19 protein-coding genes are annotated in these 19399 nt (G+C 71.0%); 10 read left to right on the plus strand and 9 right to left on the minus strand.

Going from position 1 to position 19399, the window contains the following annotated elements; genetic code table 11:
* Positions 1–7: 7 nt before the first annotated feature.
* The 6 genes from fdh to KIH74_RS11990 all read left to right on the plus strand — a co-directional run bounded on the left by fdh (position 8) and on the right by KIH74_RS11990 (position 8762).
* Positions 8–3241 (plus strand): formate dehydrogenase, encoded by a 3234-nt coding sequence (fdh, locus tag KIH74_RS11965; protein WP_308113729.1) that lies wholly within the window; start codon positions 8–10, stop codon positions 3239–3241.
* Positions 3241–4101, plus strand: a complete 861-nt coding sequence (locus tag KIH74_RS11970) for a 4Fe-4S dicluster domain-containing protein (protein WP_214155942.1) — start codon at positions 3241–3243, stop codon at positions 4099–4101. The genes fdh and KIH74_RS11970 overlap by 1 nt, the downstream gene beginning before the upstream one ends.
* Positions 4098–5072: an NrfD/PsrC family molybdoenzyme membrane anchor subunit gene (nrfD, locus tag KIH74_RS11975; protein ID WP_214155943.1), complete on the plus strand. Its 975-nt coding sequence runs from the start codon at positions 4098–4100 to the stop codon at positions 5070–5072. The genes KIH74_RS11970 and nrfD overlap by 4 nt, the downstream gene beginning before the upstream one ends.
* Entirely contained in the window at positions 5069–6022 is a 954-nt protein-coding gene (locus KIH74_RS11980; protein ID WP_214155944.1) for a hypothetical protein, read from the plus strand. The genes nrfD and KIH74_RS11980 overlap by 4 nt, the downstream gene beginning before the upstream one ends.
* A gap of 25 nt (positions 6023–6047) precedes the next feature.
* Positions 6048–7499, plus strand: a complete 1452-nt coding sequence (gene cls, locus KIH74_RS11985; protein WP_246572179.1) for a cardiolipin synthase — start codon at positions 6048–6050, stop codon at positions 7497–7499.
* A 120-nt stretch (positions 7500–7619) separates the two neighbouring features.
* Positions 7620–8762 carry a diguanylate cyclase domain-containing protein gene (locus KIH74_RS11990; protein ID WP_214155945.1) on the plus strand — a complete coding sequence of 381 codons (1143 nt, stop codon included), beginning with the start codon at positions 7620–7622 and terminating at the stop codon, positions 8760–8762.
* On the opposite strand, the gene KIH74_RS11995 is transcribed toward KIH74_RS11990, so the two are convergent.
* From KIH74_RS11995 to KIH74_RS12015, 5 genes are all read right to left on the minus strand, one after another.
* A complete protein-coding gene (locus KIH74_RS11995; protein WP_214155946.1) occupies positions 8742–9221 on the minus strand; it encodes a hypothetical protein in 480 nt (159 codons plus the stop codon). The two genes, KIH74_RS11990 and KIH74_RS11995, sit on opposite strands and share 21 nt — an antisense overlap.
* The gene (locus KIH74_RS12000) at positions 9218–10399 is read right to left on the minus strand and encodes a hypothetical protein (protein ID WP_214155947.1); all 1182 of its coding nucleotides are present in this window, start codon (positions 10397–10399) and stop codon (positions 9218–9220) included. Before KIH74_RS12000 ends, KIH74_RS11995 begins: the two co-directional genes overlap by 4 nt.
* Positions 10400–10629: 230 nt before the next feature.
* Positions 10630–10971 (minus strand): MmcQ/YjbR family DNA-binding protein, encoded by a 342-nt coding sequence (locus tag KIH74_RS12005; RefSeq protein WP_214155948.1) that lies wholly within the window; start codon positions 10969–10971, stop codon positions 10630–10632.
* A gap of 222 nt (positions 10972–11193) precedes the next feature.
* Positions 11194–11406, minus strand: coding sequence for a DUF397 domain-containing protein (locus KIH74_RS12010; protein WP_214155949.1), 213 nt, complete (start codon positions 11404–11406; stop codon positions 11194–11196).
* Positions 11403–12242 (minus strand): helix-turn-helix domain-containing protein, encoded by an 840-nt coding sequence (locus KIH74_RS12015; RefSeq protein ID WP_214155950.1) that lies wholly within the window; start codon positions 12240–12242, stop codon positions 11403–11405. Before KIH74_RS12015 ends, KIH74_RS12010 begins: the two co-directional genes overlap by 4 nt.
* A 373-nt stretch (positions 12243–12615) precedes the next feature.
* On the opposite strand from KIH74_RS12015, the gene KIH74_RS12020 reads away from it, so the two are divergent.
* Together KIH74_RS12020 and KIH74_RS12025 are read left to right on the plus strand one after the other, a co-directional pair.
* Positions 12616–12840: a hypothetical protein gene (locus tag KIH74_RS12020; protein ID WP_214155951.1), complete on the plus strand. Its 225-nt coding sequence runs from the start codon at positions 12616–12618 to the stop codon at positions 12838–12840.
* The gene (locus KIH74_RS12025) at positions 12837–13196 is read left to right on the plus strand and encodes a hypothetical protein (RefSeq protein WP_214155952.1); all 360 of its coding nucleotides are present in this window, start codon (positions 12837–12839) and stop codon (positions 13194–13196) included. The genes KIH74_RS12020 and KIH74_RS12025 overlap by 4 nt, the downstream gene beginning before the upstream one ends.
* A 241-nt stretch (positions 13197–13437) precedes the next feature.
* On the opposite strand, the gene KIH74_RS12030 is transcribed toward KIH74_RS12025, so the two are convergent.
* Entirely contained in the window at positions 13438–13728 is a 291-nt protein-coding gene (locus tag KIH74_RS12030) for a hypothetical protein (protein ID WP_214155953.1), read from the minus strand.
* A 247-nt stretch (positions 13729–13975) separates the two neighbouring features.
* Entirely contained in the window at positions 13976–14191 is a 216-nt protein-coding gene (locus KIH74_RS12035; protein WP_214155954.1) for a hypothetical protein, read from the minus strand.
* A gap of 101 nt (positions 14192–14292) precedes the next feature.
* Here KIH74_RS12035 and KIH74_RS12040 point away from each other — a divergent pair, with 101 nt between their 5' ends.
* Positions 14293–14592 carry a hypothetical protein gene (locus KIH74_RS12040; protein WP_214155955.1) on the plus strand — a complete coding sequence of 100 codons (300 nt, stop codon included), beginning with the start codon at positions 14293–14295 and terminating at the stop codon, positions 14590–14592.
* Between the two features lie 9 nt (positions 14593–14601).
* Here the strand turns inward: KIH74_RS12040 and KIH74_RS38550 are convergent, their stop codons facing one another.
* Positions 14602–16257, minus strand: coding sequence for a GMC family oxidoreductase (locus KIH74_RS38550; protein WP_214155956.1), 1656 nt, complete (start codon positions 16255–16257; stop codon positions 14602–14604).
* Between the two features lie 41 nt (positions 16258–16298).
* Positions 16299–17681, minus strand: coding sequence for an MFS transporter (locus KIH74_RS12050; RefSeq protein WP_214155957.1), 1383 nt, complete (start codon positions 17679–17681; stop codon positions 16299–16301).
* Between the two features lie 417 nt (positions 17682–18098).
* On the opposite strand from KIH74_RS12050, the gene KIH74_RS12055 reads away from it, so the two are divergent.
* Complete coding sequence (locus KIH74_RS12055; protein WP_214155958.1) at positions 18099–19388, plus strand: GlnX family signal transduction membrane protein; 1290 nt, start codon at positions 18099–18101, stop codon at positions 19386–19388.
* Positions 19389–19399 lie beyond the last annotated feature (11 nt).

Genomic DNA, 19399 nt, shown 5'->3' on the forward strand with positions numbered 1-19399 from the left:
TGACGACGTGGGTGTGAGGACGTGGCTGGGTGCCTGGCCGGCCTACCGGCAGGTCACCGGGACGGACGTGTGGGGTCGCGGCCGGGCGGCCCGCTCCGGGCGCACCGCGGAGCTGATGCCGCGCACCGCCACCGCTGACCGCGTGGTGAAGTCGGTCTGCCCGTACTGCGCCGTCGGATGCGCCCAGGACGTTTATGTCAAGGACGAGCGGGTCGTGCAGATCGAGGGTGACCCGGACTCCCCGGTCAGTCGCGGTCGGCTCTGCCCGAAGGGCTCCGCCACCCTCCAGCTGACCACGGGCGACGCGCGGGAACGGCATGTTCTGTACCGTCGTCCCCACGCATCCGACTGGGAAAGACTCGACCTGGGAACGGCTCTGGAGATGGTCGCGGACCGGGTGATCGAGAGCCGTCGCCAGGGCTGGCAGTGGGACGACGAGGACGGCCGCCGGGTGCGGCGCACGATGGGCGTCGCCAGTCTGGGCGGTGCCACCCTCGACAACGAGGAGAACTACCTGATCAAGAAACTGATGACGGCGCTGGGCGTGGTGCAGGTGGAGAACCAGGCCCGGATCTGTCACAGTTCCACGGTCGTCGGGCTGGGGACGAGTTTCGGCCGGGGCGGGTCCACCACCTGTCTCCAGGACCTCCAGAACGCCGACTGCATCGTGATCCAGGGCTCCAACTTCGCCGAGGCACACCCGGTCGGCTTCCAGTGGGTGATGGAGGCGAAAGCGCGCGGTGCCACCATCATTCACGTCGACCCACGGTTCACCCGCACCAGCGCGCTGGCCCATCACCATGTGCCGATCCGGGCCGGCAGCGACATCGCCCTGCTCGGCGGCATCATCCGGCACGTGCTGGAGAACGAGCTGTACTTCCGCGACTACGTGCTGAACTACACCAACGCGGCCACGCTGGTGACCGAGGACTTCCGGGACACCGAGGACCTGGACGGGCTGTTCTCCGGGTTCGACGCGGGCGAGCGGGCCTACGACCAGTCCTCGTGGCAGTACGAGGGCATGGACGTGGCCGCGGCCTCGGGGGAACGGGACAAGAGCGGGGACGACGGAAACCGGCCGATCTCCAGCGCCGCGCACGGGGAGTCGCACGGCTCCGGCGGTCCCGCGCTGAAGGGCACCCCCGTCCGCGACGAGACACTGCGCCACCCGCGCAGCGTGTTCCAGGTGCTACGGCGCCACTACGCCCGCTACACGCCGGACATGGTGCACGAGGTGTGCGGCGTGCCGCCCGAGCAGTTCGCGCTGATCTGCGACGCGCTGACGGCCAACTCCGGCCCGGAGCGCACCAGCGCGTTCGCCTACGCGGTGGGCTGGACCCAGCACACGGTGGGCTCGCAGTACATCCGCGCGGCGAGCGTCCTTCAGCTGCTGCTGGGCAACATCGGCCGCCCGGGCGGTGGCATCATGGCGCTGCGCGGGCACGCCAGCATCCAGGGCAGCAGCGACATCCCGACGCTGTTCGACCTGCTCCCCGGCTACCTGCCGATGCCGCACGCGCACCAGCACGAGAGCCTCGACTCCTACGTCGAGAACGACTCCGCGCAGCGCGGTTTCTGGGCTGACATGCGCTCCTACACGGTCAGCCTGCTGAAGGAGTACTTCGGTGCGGCGGCCACCGCCGAGAACGACTTCTGCTTCGACCACCTGCCGCGGATCACCGGTTCGCACAGCACCTACGAGACCGTGCGGGCGCAGATCGACGGGGTGTGCAAGGGCTACTTCCTGATGGGGGAGAACCCGGCGGTCGGCTCGGCCAACGCCCGGCTCCAGCGGCTCGGCCTGGCCAACCTGGAATGGCTTGTGGTGCGCGACTTCTCACTGATCGAGAGCGCGACCTGGTGGAAGGACGGGCCGGAGATCGCGAGCGGCGAGATGCGCACCGAGGAGATCGCCACCGAGGTGTTCTTCTTCCCCGCCGCCGCGCACACCGAGAAGGACGGCACCTTCACCAACACCAACCGCATGCTGCAATGGCACGCGAAGGCCGTCGAGCCGCGCGACGACCAGCGCAGCGACCTGTGGTTCACCTATCACCTGGGCCGGCTGATCCGGCGGAAACTGGCCGGGTCGACCGACGAGATGGACGAGCCGGTGCGCGATCTGAACTGGGACCTGCCCTGCTCGGACACGGGCGAGCCGGACGCCGAGGAGGTGCTGCGCCGGATCAGCGGGAAGGGCCCGCACGGTCAGCTGAGCGCCTACACCGAGCTGAAGGACGACGGTTCCACCAGCTGCGGCTGCTGGATCTACTGCGGGGTGTTCGCGGACGACGTGAACCAGTCAGCCCGGCGTACCCCGCGCACCGACGACAACTGGCTCGGCCTGGACTGGGGCTGGGCCTGGCCGGCCAACCGCCGCATCCTCTACAACCGGGCCAGCGCCGCGCCCGACGGCACCCCGTGGAGCTCGCGGAAACGCCTGGTCTGGTGGGATCCCGGGCAGCAGCGCTGGACCGGCGACGACGTGCCCGACTTCGTGCCGGACAAACGGCCGGACTACGTGCCGCCCGAGGACGCCACCGGCGGTGACGGGCTGGCCGGCAACGATCCGTTCATCATGCAGGCCGACGGCAAGGGCTGGCTGTACGCGCCGTCCGGTCTGGTCGACGGCCCGATGCCGACACACTACGAACCGCAGGACACGCCGGTGGCCAGCCCGTTGTACCGGCAGAGCCGAAACCCGGTGCGGGAGATCCAGAAACCGCATCCGGACAACCGGTTCCACCCGCAGGCGTCACCGGTCTACCCGTTCGTGGTGACCACCTACCGGCTCACCGAGCACTTCACCGCCGGTGGGATGTCGCGCTGGTCGCCCTATCTGGCCGAACTCCAGCCCGAGCTGTTCTGCGAGGTGTCGCCCGAGCTGGCCCGGCTGAGGGGGCTGCACAACGGCGGCTGGGCCACGGTGATCACGGCCCGCGCCGCGGTGGAGACCCGGGTGCTGGTGACCGACCGGATGGCGCCATTACGCCTGGGGGACAGGGTGATCCACCAGATCGGCCTGCCCTATCACTGGGGCCCGAACGGTTACGCCACCGGCGACGCGGTGAACGACCTGACCGCGGTCGCCCTCGACCCGAATGCCCACATCGAGGAGGTGAAGGCCCTGACCGCCGACATCCGGCCGGGTCGGCGCCCGCGCGGCGCCGCCCGCACCGAACTGGTCCGGGTCACCGCCGAGCGGGCGGGGATCACCGAGAGCACCGGCAGGGAGATCTGATGAGCGACGACGTGGTCACCCAGGCCGGGTGGGAGAACACCCCGCGCAAGGGCTTCTTCACCGATACCAGCGTGTGCATCGGCTGCAAGGCCTGCGAGGTGGCCTGCAAGGAGTGGAACGCGGTGCCGGAGGACGGCCTGAACTTCACCGGCATGTCCTACGACAACACCGGTGCGCTGGGGGCCGACACCTGGCGGCACGTGGCGTTCATCGAGCAGAAGAAGCGCCCGGTCGACCTCGGGATGCCTACGGTGGGAACGCCTTCCGCGCAGGCCCAGGAGACCGGTGACGGCATGCGCTGGCTGATGTCGTCCGACGTGTGCAAGCACTGCACCCACGCGGCCTGCCTCGACGTCTGCCCGACCGGTGCGCTGTTCCGCACCGAGTTCGGCACCGTGGTGGTGCAGCAGGATGTCTGCAACGGCTGCGGCTACTGCGTGTCGGCCTGCCCCTACGGCGTGATCGACCAGCGCAAGGACGACGGCCGGGTGTTCAAGTGCACGATGTGCTACGACCGGATCGGTGACGGGCTAGAACCGGCGTGCGCCAAGGCATGCCCGACCGACTCGATCCAGTACGGCGACCTGGACGTGCTCCGCGCCGCGGCCGACGCCCGGCTGGAAACCCTTCACGCGCAGGGGGTTCCGGAGGCCGAGCTGTACGGCCGGGACCCGGACGACGGGGTGGGCGGGAACGGCGCGTTCTTCCTGCTGCTCGACCGGCCAGAAGTGTACGGCCTGCCGCCCGACCCGGTGGTGACGACCCGCGACCTGCCCTCGATGTGGCGGCACGCCGGAGTGGCCGCGCTCGGCCTGCTGGCCGCGGCCGGTGCCGCCTTCGCCGCCGGGGCCCGGCGATGAGCCCGCGCCGGGGTGAGCGGCTGATGGTGCCGAAGGCCTCGTTCGAGTCGTACTACGGCAGGCCGATCCTCAAGGACATCACCTGGTCGGCCACCGACATCGCCGGCTACCTGTTCCTCGGAGGCATGGCCGGAGCCTCGTCGGTGGTCGGCGCGGGCGCCGCGCTGACCGGCCGGCCGGACCTGGAGCGCACGGCAAAATACACTGCACTGGGCGGTATCTCGCTGTCGCTGGTGGCTCTGGTGCACGATCTGGGCCGGCCGGAGCGGTTCGTCAACATGCTCCGGGTGGCCAAGCCGACCTCGCCGATGAGCATGGGCACCTGGCTGCTGACCGGCTACGGGCCGGCGGCCGGGGCCACGGCCGCGGCACTGGCCACCGGCCTGTTCCCGGCGGCCGGGCGGATCGCCGGCCTGGTGGCGGCCGGGCTCGGGCCGGCCGTCGCGACCTATACCTCGGTGCTGATCGCCGACACCGCCGTGCCGGCCTGGCACCAGTCCTACCGCGAGCTGCCCTTCCTGTTCGCCGGTTCCGCCGCGGCGTCGGCGGCCGGGGCCGGGCTGATCGGTGCCCCGGCGGCGCAGACCGGGCCGGTACGCCGCCTGGCCCTGGCCGGTGCGGCGGTGGAACTGGCCGCCACGCACCGCATCGAGAACGCGCCGGGCGTGGTGGCCCGCAGCTTCCACGAGGGCCGAGCCGGAACCCTGCTGCGCGCCGCCCGCGTCCTGACAGCCGGTGGCTCGCTGGGAACCGTTGTGTCGGCACGGGTGCCCGGGCGCCCGGGCCGGGCGCTGGCCGCGGTGAGCGGCGCTGCCCTGCTGGCCGGTGCCGCCTGCACGCGTTTCGGGATCTTCGAGGCCGGACGCAACAGTGTGCGCGATCCGGTGTACACCGTGCAGCCCCAGCGCGAGCGCGCGGCAACGGATCTCGGGTTGCCAGATCCAGAACCGCCCGCGACCGTGAGGGCATGACCTCCGTCGTGAACCGCGGGCTGCTGGCCGGTGCCGCTGGCACCGCCGCGTTGAACGCCGTCGCCCACGTCGGCACCGTTGTGCGCGGCCGGACCGCCGACGACCTGCCCGGGCAGGTGGTGGAACGGCTGTCCGATCGGTTCGGAGTGCCGGTGCCCGGCCCGAAATCCGAGCGCTCCAACCGGGTCACCGCGCTCGGCGCGCTCTCCGGCACGGCCACCGGACTGGCCGTCGGGGTGCTGGCCGCGGCGGCCCGCTCGGCCGGGGTGCGGTTGCCGGCCGCGCTGGAGGCCGTGGCCGTCGGCGCGGGCGCGATGGCGGCCGCCGACGCCCCGGCGGTGCTGCTCGGCCTGAGCTCGCCGGGCAGCGGGACCGCGGGGGACCGGATCACCCACGCCGTCCCCCCTTTGGGCTACGGCATCGCCGCGGTCGCCGTTCTGCGGGCCACGGAGAACCAGGACCACCCGGTCGAACCGGCCACCACTCGTCTGGTTCTGCGCTCCGCCGTCCTGGGAGTGGCCGCCGGGAGCCGCAGTTCGCTCGGTTCGGCGGCACCCCGGCTGCGCTCCGCCGGTTCCCGGTCGGCCCGGCTGGGCGCGCTGGCCGGCGTGGCCTCGGAGCTGGCACTCGACAAGATGCCCTTCGCCCCGCCCCGCACCAGCCGCCCGGAGGTCGCGGTCCGGCTGTTCGGCGCCGTCACCGGTGCCGCCGCCCTGTCCCGCGGGGAGCGGCGCAACCTGGCCCTGCCCGCGCTGGCCGCCGTGGCCGGTGCCGCCCTGGGCACCTGGGCCGGAGCCGGCTGGCGGCAGTGGGCGTCCACCCGGATGCCCGGCTGGCAGGCGGGCCTGATCGAAGACGTCACGGCGCTGGCACTGGCGCTGGCGGTCTCGAGGGACGCCTCGGGGGACACCTCTGGAGACACATCGGGAGACACCGGGGGAGAACACTGATCATCAGCTCATAAGCTTCGCCCTCATGAGCTGGGACCAGGTGATGACGTCGGGGTTCCTCGTCGTCGAGTACGCGATGAAGTTCTTCGCGGTGGGGACCGTGCCGGAGAACCGACGGCCCTCCTCGTCGTCGGCCTGGCTGCTGCTGATCCTGTTCCTGCCGTTCGTCGGCTTCCCGCTGTACTGGCTGATGGGGAGCCCGTACGTGCACGGACGACGACGGCAGGTCCAGGCACAGGCCAACCACATCCTGGCCGAGCGGTCCTCGCACCTGCCGCTGGTGCCGGAGGGGGTGGACCCCTCGCCCGCGCTGACCGGCCTGCTCCGCCAGAACCGGCAGCTGACCGGCATGCCGTGCGTGGACGGGCGGGTGCACGCCCTGCACGACGACCCGGACGAGACCTTCGGGGCGATGGCGGCCGCGATCGACACCGCCCGCTACTACGTGAACGTCGAGTTCTACATCATGAGCTGGGACGCCACGACCGACCGGTTCTTCACCTCGCTGAAGGACGCGGTGGCCCGGGGCGTCACCGTGCGGCTGCTGCTCGACCACCTGGGATCGCGGAAGTACGCGGACTGGGAGGGTTTCCAGAAACGCCTCACCCTGGCCGGGATCGACTGGCACCTGATGATGCCGATCAAGCCGCTCGAGGGCCGCTGGCGCCGGCCCGACCTGCGCAACCACCGCAAGCTGCTGGTGGTCGACGGTGACGTGGCCTTCGTCGGCTCGCACAACGTGATCGGCCCGCACTACGGCAGCGAGACCAACACCCGGATCGGCCGGGCCTGGCACGACCTGTCGGTGGAGCTGCGCGGCGAGGTGGTGTTCGGGGTGGAGGCGGTGTTCGCCACCGACTGGTTCATCGAGACCGGGCAGATGCTCCAGGCCCGCAAGCCCGTGCAGGACCCGGTCGACCCGGGCGAGTGCGCGCTCCAGATCATCCCGTCCGGCCCGGGTTTCCCGACCGAGCCGAACCTGCGGATGTTCGTGTCGCTGATCCACATGGCCAACCGCAAGATTGCGATCACCAGCCCCTACTTCGTGCCGGACGAGTCGCTGCTGGCGGCCATCACCACCGCCGCCTACCGGGGCGTGGAGGTGGAGCTGTTCGTCGGTGAGGAGGCGGACCAGTTCCTCGTCGGCCACGCCCAGCGCTCCTACTACCGCACGCTGCTGGAGGCCGGGGTGCGCATCCACCGTTATCCGGCCCCGGCCGTGCTGCACGCCAAGTACCTGACGGTGGACGACGAGGTGGGCGTGATCGGCTCGTCGAACATGGACTTCCGCTCGTTCGCGCTCACCTACGAGGTCACTCTGCTGGGCTTCGGCGGCGATCTGGTGAAGCGGCTCCAGGCCAACGACGAGCTGTACCGCTCGGTGTCCCGGGAGCTGACCCTCCAGGAGTGGGAACGCGAGCCGTGGCGGCGGCGCTACCTGGACAACGTCTGCCGGCTGACGGCGGCACTGATGTAGCCACGGATGCAGAAGTCCCGTGGACCAAGCGTGTCCGGTTGGGCCGACTGGGTGATCACCCTTACAACACAGGGTGACGATCTCGATACTTGAGAGTCATCAACCAGTTTGGAAGGGCCCATGTCGCTGACCGCTCGGATCCCGGCCGCCGCCCGGCGGGTCGTGGTCGTCGTCGCGGCCGAGCTCGCGGTCACGCTGCTCGCCTGGACGGTGCTGAACGCGCTCGGCCTGCACCAGACGGCGCTGCCGGTGATCCTCGGGGTCTGGAGCGCCGTCTTCCTGCTCTCCAGCCTGCCCGTGCAGGAGTGGCTGACCCGGCGCTCCGGCAGCGGCGGCGAGTCCGCCAACCTGCTGATCGTCGGCGTCGCCGTCTGGGTGGCGATGATGACCACCACCGAGCTGCCCAGCCTCTACCCGGTGGTGATCGGCGCGCTCGCGGCCGAGACGGCCCAGCGGGACTGGTCCACCCGCACCGCGGCCGTCGGCATGCTGCTGCTGTTCGGCGGAACCGGCCTGGCCCAGCTGGGGGTTCACGAGCACTGGATCTACAGCAAGATCCCGGCCTGGCCGTCCGACCACATCGCCGTGGTGCTGCTCGCCGTCGGCGGTGTGGTGCTGGTGCGGGGCGTGGTGCTGGCCCGGATGTCGGCGTCCACCCGCGCCGCCCTGGCCCAGGAACAGCGGCTGCGGCACGAGGAGCTGCGGCACGCCGCCACCCACGACCCGCTCACCGGGCTGCTCAGCCGGCGCGGTCTCGACCCGGTGCTGTCGGCGGCGGTCGGGGCGGCCCGCCCGGGGCACGGTGTCGCGGTGATGTTCCTCGACCTGGACGGCTTCAAGGCCGTCAACGACTCGCACGGGCACGGTGTGGGCGACGAGCTGCTGGTGGCGGCCGCGGTCCGGTTCGCCGACGCGCTCGGGCCGGGCGGGGCACTGGCCCGGATGGGTGGTGACGAGTTCGTGGCGGTGCTCGACGGCGTCCCCTCGGCCGCTGTCGCCGCCCACCGGCTGAGCCAGGTGCAGGCCGCGCTGGAGCGTCCGTTCGCGCTGCGCTCGGACTCCGGCCAGGAGCTCCAGCTGCGGGTGGGCGCCAGCGGGGGACTGGCCTGGGCCGGGCGGCAGGCCGATCCGGAGGCGCTGATGCGCGAGGCGGACCGGGCGATGTACCGGAACAAGCACCTGCGCAAGGGCGAGCGGCGCCGGGCCGGGGTGGACGTGGACGGCGTGCCCGGAGTGACGGGCTCACGCCTGCGCGTCGGCTGACCGGCGTTCGAGCGCGGTCAGGATCCCGGACAGGCGGCGCAACCGGGACTCGTCGTGCCGCCGCGCCCGGGTCGTCTCCTCCCGCACCAGGTGCAGCAACTGCCGGGCCTCCATGATGCGGCGGGCCCGGTGCCCGGCGCAGCCGTCGGTGAGGTCGAGCAGCAGCCGGTCCAGGTCGAGCAGGGCCGGCCAGGCATCGTCACCCGACCCGTGGGTCTGGTCGTGCCGCGCGTCGTCGAGCAGGTTGCGCACCTGGGCGAGCAGGTGCGGCTGATCCGGCCGGTCGGTGGTCAGCGTGCGGTGCAGCAGGTGCTCGGCCAGTTCCAGCCGGGGGTCGAAGTGCGCCTCCTGCCCCGGGTCGGGAGCCAGGCCGCGCTCCGCGCCCCGGGGGCGCCGCTGCGGTCCGGCGCCGCGCACCGACGGCGTGGACACCAGATTGCCCGCGTTGCGCCGGGTCACGCGGGCTCCTCCGGGTCGAGCGACTGGTCGGGTACCGGATCGGGGCCGGCACCGGGCCCGACGCCGGCGGCCTCCAGTAGCGGCTCCAGCGGCCCCGACGGCTGCTCCAGGTAGTCGCGCAGGGCCCGGGCCATGGCCGGGCGACGCGGAGACATGGCGGTGACGAACAGGTCTTTGTCGGCCATGCTCAGGCCCCCGTCGTAGATGTTCAGCCGCGCGGCGAGACCGGCCACCCGCAGCCGCACCTGCGACCGCTCCAGCCGGTCGTCGTGCGTGCACCACCAGCTGACCAGCCGGCGGGCCATCAGATGGCCGGTACCCCGGGCCGCGGCGGCGATCGGTGTTCCGTCGTCCGTCGTTCCCGATCGCGAACCGGGCGTCAGAGCATGCCGTCTCAGGCCGTGCTCCAGCGACGGCCCGGCGGCGCGGGGCAGCAGCGCGCCGTGGGCGGCCTCGAAGAACACCAGGGCGGCCCAGTCCATGAAACCGGCGTTGAACACCCCGGTGTCGTGATCGCCGCGAGGCCGGGTGGGCACGTGCGCGAAGAACTCGTGGATCAGGATCTGCGGCAGCGACAGGAACGCCTCCGGCCCGAAATGCCCGGCCTGGGCGCGAACCCGCACCAGCACGTCGCGGCGGCCGAACACCTGGGTACGCCCGTCGGCGGTGTAGGGATGCGGTGTCGGGCCGTCACCCGTGCGGCTCAGCTGCCAGCTCACCCGCGGCCACTCGTCGTGCAGCGGCTCGCCCAGCGCATGTTCGTAGAACAGCCGCACCCGCTCGCAGACCCGTTCCAGCAGAGCCGCGATCGGGTCGGCCGGCTGCTCCCAGTCGATGGCGGTGAGGTCGAGCTGGAGGGACCGGTAGAACTCGACGCCGGCCGGGTCCAGCGCGGCGGAGTTCACGATCAGGTCGATCTGCTTGCTCAGTGCGTCGCGCAGCCGATGCAGCAGATCGGTGGGCGGCCCCACCAGGTGGCGCGGCGGCCGGGCCCCGAACTGGAGGGTGGCCAGCAACGCCCGGCACTCCGCGTCGTGCTCGCGACCGAGGAGCTCACCCAGCCGGTCCTGCCAGAGGCCGAGCACGATGCCCCGTGCCCGGATGCTCTCCACCAGCCCGTCCGGATCGGCCGCCGGTAGCTGACGCAACTTCTCGTCGTGCCGCACCCGCTGCGTCACGACGGCCGGCTGTCGCGGCCACTCCTGCATGGCGTCACAACCCCCGTACGCGGACCGCCCTTGCTCAGCAACAACTTTAGGACGTCGATGAGCACGTGGGCGGCGCCGCGCCGCGCACCGGATCAGCCGTCGGCACGAAGCACCCGTTACCGGGGCACACCGCCGTGCGGACGGCGCCCGCCCACGGATGCCCCGATCGGAGTAGTGCCACCGGCCGGGGATCCGGGGGATCAGGCGTTCTGGCCCTCCCACTCGGCCACGAGCTTCTTCGGGGCCTTCTGCCGCCAGGCGGAGATCAGCAGCTCGTTCACCACGGTGGGGTCGGTGCCGGCGAGCGTCACCTTCACACCGTCGAGTTTCTGCCCCCACCACAGCTCTTCGCAGGTGTCCGGTGCCTCGGAGACCGCGTCGTGCACGTGGTCCTCCGGCACGAACACGTGCAGTTGGTCGCGTTCTGGGGTCAGGGTGGCAAAGATGCTGCCCCGCACGCGAAATGACGTCATCGAGAAGTGCGGCTGCTCGCGGGTCTCGGGCAGGCCGAGCGCGATCGCGCGAACCTCGATCTCATCCATGGTCGTTTTTCCCTCCCGACCGGCGGATCCGGATAGCTGCATCAGCGTACTCCGCCGTCTTTACTGACGGGTGGGTAGGGGTGGAACGACGAAGTGCCCGGCCGGTGAACACGCGGCCGGGCACTCCGGGAACGTCAGCTCCTCGACCCAGAGCTGACGGCCGGGCGGCGAATCAGGTTCGGCGGCTGTTTCTTACCGGCACCAGCTGATCTCGCAGAGTGATCAGTGGGTCAGGTGGTCCAGCTCGCCGGTCTTCGCGCCGGCGATCCAGTCGGCGAAGCCGGTCGGTGCCAGACGCAGAATCGGGCCCTGGCCGAGCTGCTTCGTGTCGCGCACCTCGACTGCGGCGGCGTGCTGCCGCATTTCGACGCACGATCCGTTGGCACTGGACCGGGCGGACTTGATCCATGTGGTCGGGTCGGGGGTGGTGCTCATCTCACGAACTCCTTCACTGGGATGGAAGTGCCGTACAGTTCGCCGAAAATCTTCCTGTACTCGGCCAGTTCGCGCGCTGTCTCCATGTAGCGCGAGTCCAAGTGGCTTTCCGTGTAGACGACGGCAGGATCGGCCGCGTCGGGGAAATCCAGCATGGTGAACACACCGCCTGCGATCCACGGGTGAGGGCCGACGGAGAACGGGCGGACCCGGATATCGATCTCGTTGCTCAGTTCCACGAGATGCCCGATCTGATCCCGCATGACGTCGTCCGAGCCGACGACGTACCGCAATGCGGACTCCCCGAGAACGATCCGTATGTCGCAGTGCGGATCGCTGGACATTAGCACGCGCTGGCGTTCGAGTCGGAATTTAAGCCGCTTTCGGCGAACCTCGTCACTCACGTCGGGCAGGGTCCCGAGAATAGCCAGGGCATAAGCCGGCGTCTGCAACAGGCCGTGCACCAGATCGCCGTCCCAGGCTCGCATTTCGCTGCACGCGGCCTCGAGATCGGCAAGAAGTCCCAGGTCACCGGAAACTACATCACGGTAACTGTCCACAATGCCCGGTTTGAGGGCACTTCGGCTGAGATGAATCAATTCTTCCGTCTGCGGAAAGGGAATGTCATAAATTCTCGACAGTTCCCGAATGTCACCAGGTTTGGCGAGAGTTCTCCCGGATTCAATCCGGTAGATCTTCGTGTGGTGCACCAAGAGTGCAGCAGCGGCGTCTTCCTGGGTCTTGCGCGCGCGTTCTCGCCATCCTTTTAAACGCTGCCCCACCCGTCTTTGCGCAAGAGACGGAGGTCGTTCGTGCTTCCCTGCTTCGGTGGCCATACCGCGCATCCCCTCGTGGTCAGCCTGCTTTTAAACCCTTCCCCGTGGCCGCTGCATCGCATTGCCTGCAATCGAGAGCCTGCATTCAACAGCCTGTGAGATGCAGGGTTGCACAGAACATGCCCCCTTCGCCACCTTGGGTGACATGTCCGATACGCGCAGTCGCAATGTGGCAGTACCCAGGCGTCGCCGCGTTCCGCGACGGGTCGAGCCCACCATCAGCCTCCACCGTGACGACGGTGGGACTTGTGAGGCGTGTGGCGCCATTTGGCCCTGTTCGGGGATTCTCTCCACGCTCCGGACGGGCCGGGTCGACCTGCCGCTCGTCAACGGACGGGGTTATCACACCGGGGTCGCCGTCACCGCGGCGATCATGGACGACCTCGTCATCCTCTGGGCCGGGGACCGGACCCTGGCGGTGCTCCACCGGGGCCCGCTCGCGGACTGGTTGTGGTGCCCCGGTGGGCGACGGCTGATCCAGGACGACATCGTGCTCTACGACCATGACGGTCGTCTGGGCCTGACGATCGATGAGGAGGCTGCGTACTTCGTGGACGAGCAGGCGGTCGAGACGCTCCGGTCGGTGATCATGCGATGACCGTGATCCCGAGGCAGGAAGGAACGTCGTCGGCGGAGCTGATGTCCCAGTTGCGGGCCGAACTGTCCGAACTGGAAAGGACTCTCGTGGGGCCCGGGGGCCAGGTCCGGTCGGAGGGGGACGCGGTCCGGGCGGTGGCGCGGCGGCGGATGCGGCACACGGTCGAGGCGCTGACCTTCGTGCTCGACGCCCATCCGGTGGACGGAACGGGGCGGTGCCACACCTGTGGCCGGCTCCGCAGGTGCCCGGCCTCGGAACTGCTCAGGGCCTGGGTGTCCGGGTGGCTGAACACCGGTGGGCTGGCCGACCGCAGGGAGGGGGACCCGGAACTGGTGTCGAGCCGGCGGCTCGCCTAAGGGTTCCCACCTGTTCACCGGACGGACCGCCGACGAGCCCGGCGGGACCGGACGAGAACGGGCGGGACGAGCGAGACAGGGGCAACGGGCGGATGTGGTGACAGACGAGGGTGGGGCGGCGGTCGATGGTGCCGCCGCCTGGGTGCCTCACCCTCACGAGCGGGGAAAGCGGTGGTGCCCCGTGGCGTTGCAGAAACTTCCCGGCCGGTCGCGGGGTCCTGGCCGGGGAGTTCCTGGAAGGTCACGTGGACGAGTGCGCGAGACGGAGGTGGTGTTTCTGATGACTGCGTGAGTGCTCGGCAGGAGCGTCGAAGATCACGACCGTGCGACCGAGACCTCCCCGGAGGTCGACATCCTCCAGCACGGCCGGATCGGGAAGGGAGTATTCGCCGGGCGGCAGCGAGATCGTGCCTCCGCCGGCGTCCCGGACCTCCTCGGCGACCTCCCGGAGCACTCGGGACGGGTCGTCCCCGGGCGTCAGGTACTGCGACAGGTGGTACGTGCCGGACGGCTCAGGGGCGATGTCCTTCATAACAAAAGCATCACGGTGGGTCACGGGTGGCGCGACTCGAGTCGCACGCGGACCATCCCCCCGCACGCATCCCTCTCTCGGGAACGTGCGCCCGTGACCCACCGCAATCGGTGTGATCGTGCACAAGGTTCCCGGCGGCCTACGGGCGCTGCGGGGTGAGCCGGTCGCCGGGGGCCCTGTGCACGATCACGGCGAGATCTCCCGGGCCGGGCGGGGGTGGGCGTGGCGCGCGTCCATCCCCGCCCCTTCAGGTCCGGTCGTCGTGCTGCGGGTGCGCGTGCACGCAGCAGTAGTGCGAGTCCAGCGGAAGGCAGACGCTGAACGGCCAGAGCACCACCCAGTCACTCTTCCTCGGGCGTGGTTCGGGCAGGTCGCGCAGTTCGCGCACGGACGGCCCGGCCGCCCGGTGGTGCGGCATCCGGCGGAACTCCAGCCGGCCGCCCGCCGTCGTGCTCTCTGACATGACGCCGATTCCCCCTGTACTTGCGCGGTAACACCAGTGACGCTGTGTAATGTACTGATCGATGGGTCGCGGAAGTGCGCAAGACACGGGGGAAACTGGTCATGGCAGAAGTGGCGAGTGATTTCGGCAGCGAGACGGCCGGTCCGCACGACGATCCCGTCACGGTGACCCGCCCCGGCCAGGTCACCGAACTGTCCCTCAGGCTCAGTCCCGACCTGCACGGGCAACTGCTCTCGATGTTCGCCGAGTACGGCATCGACTCGGTGGAAGACGGTCTGCTGAAGTCGCTCGGCCTCTGGCGCTACCTCGACCGGGCCCTGCACCGGGGGCATCGGCTGGTGGTGGTCGATCCCCGCAGCCCGCAGGGCCCGTTCGACGTCATTGATCTGCGCGACTGGTGAAACCGCCTGTCAGTGGCCGGATCCGATGAAGTCGGCGACCCGCTCGCCGAGCATCACCGCGGTCGCGGCCGGTCCGCGCGAGGGCGTGGTCGGCAGAATCGAGGTGTCCGCCACCCGTAACCCGGTGACGCCGTGCACGCGTCCGTACTGGTCCACCACCGCGTCCGGGTCGTCGCCGGGGCCCATCGCGCAGCTGCCGCAGGCGTGGATGGCGGTGCCCAGGTGGCCGAGCATCCAGGTGTCCAGCCGGGCGTCGTCGTCCAGGGTGTCCTGGTCCAGTTCACCCAGCGCGCGGAAATACGGTGCGAAAGCCCGCGTCCGTAGCAGGTTCACCGCCACCCGGACCACCTCGCGCATGCGCCGCAGGTCTTCCGGTGAGCTCAGGTAGTGGTAGTCGATCTCGGGCTGCACGTGCGGGTCGGCCGAGACGGTGGTGATCTGCCCGCGCGAGAGCGCCTGCTGCACCGCCACCGAGAACGCCAGGTCGTTGCGTGTGGCTGCCTGCTGCATCACCCGGCGCAGCGAAACGCCTTTCAGGTCGCGCAGGATCGCGGCCGAACGGTGCAGAACCGGCAGCAGTCCGCGCAGCCGCACCCGGCGCCCGGTGTGCAGGCCCAGAGCCTCGGCCAGAGGGCGCAGCTGGGGCAGGATCTCCAGGTCGCCGTCGTGTGCCGAGCCGGACGAGCTGAAGTTCAGCACGCTCTGGAACATGTCGCGCTGCCGTCGCCCGGTGAGCCGGCGCCGGGGCGTCCAGGTGATGGAGATGTCCGGGTGGTCGGAGAAGTTCTTGCCCACGCCGGGGGCGTCACGCACCACCGCGATCCCGGCCGCCTCTAGTTCCCGGGCCGGGCCGATGCCCGAAAGCGCAAGCAGGTGCGGCGATTTGATCGCCCCGGCGCTGAGCACGACCAGCGGGGCGTCGATCGTGGAGACCCGGCCGTGCGCGTCCTCCACCTCCACCCCCGTCACCCGGGTGCCGTCGAGCAGCACGCGCCGGGCCGTGGTGTCGCCGCGCACGGTGAGGTTCGGCCGGTCGCGGTGCGGGTTGACGTAGGCGATGCCGGTGTTGATCCGCACGCCGTCCACGGCGTTCACCGGCAGCGGCCCGTAACCCGGTGTCTGCTCGGCGTTCTTGTCCGGCTCGGCGGCGAAGCCGAGCTCGGCGCAGGCCTCGGCGAACGCCCGGGTGACCGGATGGGCGTTCTGCGGCGCCCGGCGCACCGGGATCGGGCCGGCGTCCCCGTGCAGGTCCGATCCCGGGTGGTCGAGGTCGGTCTCCAGCCTGCGGTAGTAGGGCAGGCACCGCTCGTAGGTCCACTCGGTGTTGCCCGCGGCGGCCCAGGTGTCGAAGTCGGCCCGCCGGGCGCGGACGAAGTAGGTGCCGTTCAGGGCCGTGGAACCGCCGAGGATCCGGCCCCGGGCCACCAGGTAGGTCAGGTGCGGGGTGAGCCGGGCCAGGAAGGCCCAGTTGTTCGGGTGCCCCGGCATGGCCGCGCCGAGCCCGCCGGCGTCGAGGATCTCGGGTGGGAAGGCCTGCGTGGTGGTGACGTCGGGCCCGGCCTCCAGCAGCAGCACCCGGCAGGACGGGTTCTCGCTCAGGCGCACCGCCAGCGGCGCGCCGGACGCCCCGGCGCCCACCACCACCACGTCGAACCCGCTTGTCACCCGGCCAATCTAATCGACCGCCGGGTGACGGCGGACGCCGGTCACGCGGTATCGCTCAGCCGGGCACGCAGGTCCTGGCCGGTGCGCCCGACCTCGGCCAGCCGTACGGCGCTCACCCGGCCGCGGGCCAGGGCCATCGCCTGCCGGGTCCGCGCGTAGCGCCGGCGCAGGGCGGCGGCGACGCTGAGCGCGGAGGGTGTCTCGGCGGCGACCGCGATCGAGAGGGCGGTGGCGACCAGGACCAGGATGCTGACGCCGCTCAGCGCCGTCCTCAAGCCGGCCGCACCCGCCACCGCGCCGATGAGTGGGGGCCCGGCGAGCGGCCCGACGTAGCCGACCGTGGAGGCCAGCCCCACGCCCTTGGCCCCGTTGAGCAGGCCGGCCCGTCCGATCGCCAGCGGGTACACGTTGGCCAGACCCAGGCCGACCAGCAGAAAGCCGCTCAGGGCCATCGCCAGGCTGCCGCCGAACGCCGTGGTCAGGGTGCCGGTGGCGGCCAGTACGGTGCCGCCGATCAGCACCCGGGCGTCGCCGCAGCGGGCGATCAGCCGGTGCCCGGCGAGCCGCCCGGTGGCCATCGCGAGGCTGAACAGCGCGTAGCCGGCGGCGGCCAGGCCCGGGGCGGCGTGCAGGTTCTCGCGCAGGTGCAGGGCGCCCCAGTCGCCGAGCGCGCCCTCGGCGAACGACGTGCAGGCGGCGATGGCACCGAGGGCGATCAGCACGCCGGCGTGCGAGGAGAACCGGCCTGCCGAGGGCGGAAGCGGTTGCACCGGCTTCAGATTGACCGCGATGGAGGGCGGGCCGGCGGGTTCGGGCAGCAGCGTGCGGCGGCCCCGGCTCTTCGCGTGCCGGCCCTGGCGGCTGTGCGCGGAGCGTTCCAGCGGCGGTTCGACCACCTTCGGCAGCACCGTGGCCAGCCAGCCGCAGATCAGCAGCGAGGCCAGGGTGATGAGCGAAAGGTGCAGCACGGCAGGAAGAAATCCGGCGAGCAGGCCACCGGTTGCGGAACCGGCCAGCCCGCCCAGGCTGAACACGGCGTGCAGGGACGACATCACGGGCCGTTTCGCCCGGGCCTCCACCTCGACGCCCAGGCTGTTCGCCGCGACGTTCGCGGCGCCGCTGGCGGTTCCGAAAACCAGCAGCGCGAGGCATAGTTCGGTGAGGTTACCGGTCAGTGCGGGGAGCGGGAGGCTGACGGTGAAGGCCGCGACCGTGATCAGCCCGACCCGTTTGGCGCCGAAACGTGCGCAAAGAGAACCGGTTACCTGCATACTGGCCAGAGCGCCCAGGGATATGCAGAACAGGGCGGCTCCGAGAGTGCCTGTGGTCAGGTCGAGTTCCCGGGATACATCGGGAACCCGGGCCGCCCAGCTTCCGAACGTGATGCCGTTCAGGGCGAAAAAGATCGCGGCAGCGATAAACACAGGAGTGTCCTCAAGTTGTCGGCACGCCTGCGGTCATGGGGTGGTCGTGTGGTGCTGCGACCCACGAGACACCCGGCGGTCGTGAGGAGTTCGAGAAGGACCGCTCAACAGGCGATTGCTTGGCCCCCGTGGCCAGACGCCTCCAGCCTGCGGGTTCGCCCCGGGCGTGGCAATTCGAGAGGACCTCGTCGGCGTTCATGGGATGACCTGCGGTTTCGTCACCTACGGCGGCGTAGGGGAATCGTTGTCGTGCGGCGACGGTGATACCCCCGGCCGAAAGATTCCCCGGAATGGCCGATCGGACGACCCGGCTGAGGGGTGAACGACCGTCACCCATTACTGGCGAAACGGTCGCCGCCCGGTCACTTTCCGTTCTTCTGCGGCGGATTGACTGCCGACGACGACGATCGTGTGGGGATGGGGCGAATGCACCGGCGGCTGACGGTTGGGCTGTTCGGCCGATTCCGGCTGGGCCGGGCCCGGGGTTCCACCCCGCAGCTGCTGATGGCCGCCGGCGTCACCGTTCTCGCCATGGCCCTGCTGGCCGGGGTGCTCGGGTGGCAGGGGCTCGCGCGCCGGGCGGACGCCCTGGAACGGGCCCGGGCCGAGACCGCGCAGCAGGTGCGGATCCAGACGGCGCGCACGTCGCTGGTGATCGCCGACACGGCTGCCGGCACCGACGTGCTGACCGGCGCCGACCCCACGGTGTTCCGCTACCGGCTCTTCGCCTACAAGGCCCAGAACGCCACGATCGGCCTGGTCACCTCGGCCCGTACCGACGCCGACGCGGCCACGCTGGCCACCGCGAACAACTACCTCACGGCCTACGCGATGCAGGTGCAGGCGGCCCGCACCCTGGCCCGGGACGGGCGGGACGAGACGGCGGCGGACACCCTCGCCGAGGCCTCGGCCGTGCTGCACCAGCAGGTGCTTCCCCGGCTCGCCGAGGTGCGGCGGACTGGTCAGGAGCGTCTGGACGACGACGTGTCGGCCGCCGGCACCGCCCCGCTGATCGCGCTGGCGGCCTCGCTCGTCGCGATCGCCGCGATCGTCGCCGTGCACCTGTGGCTCACCCGCCGCACCCGGCGTCTGCTGAACCCCCGGCTGGCCGCCGGGGTGCTGGCGCTGGTCGTGGTGACGATCGCCGGCGTCGTGGTGGTGGACGCCGGTCGGCAGCAGGTGCTGCTGGCGCGGGACGACGCGCTGCGGGTGGCGGACGCCGTGGTGGAGGCCCGGTTCGCGGCCTTCGACGCGCGCTCGGCCGAGGCGCTGGGGGCGCTCGGCGGAACCACGGTGCGGGACGAGGAGACCTGGGCCGGGTCGATCGGCGACGCCCGGGGTCACCTGGAGGTCGCGGCGTCGGACGGGTCGCGGCAGGTGCGCGACGACGTGGCGAAGGTGTCGGACACGCTGGAGCACTACACCGGCGTGCACGACCGGCTGCTGACCGAGGCGGAGAAGGGCAACACCGCGCGGGTGCGGCAGATGGCCTCGAACCCGGCGCCCGGCGGGGCGGTCGGGGCGTTCGAGAACTTCGACGCCTACAGCGGCGCGCTGCTGGCCCGGCAGGTGCAGTCGGCGGACGACGCCTGGGCCGCGTCGGGTGAGAACCTGCGGCTCGTCGGGTGGCTCACCCTCGGGGCCGGTCTGCTGGCGGCCGTGCTGGGCTGGTCCGGGATCGCCGCGCGGCGTCGCGAGTACCGCTGAGTATGCGGCTA

The organism is Kineosporia corallincola (assembly GCF_018499875.1).
Classification (GTDB): domain Bacteria; phylum Actinomycetota; class Actinomycetes; order Actinomycetales; family Kineosporiaceae; genus Kineosporia; species Kineosporia corallincola.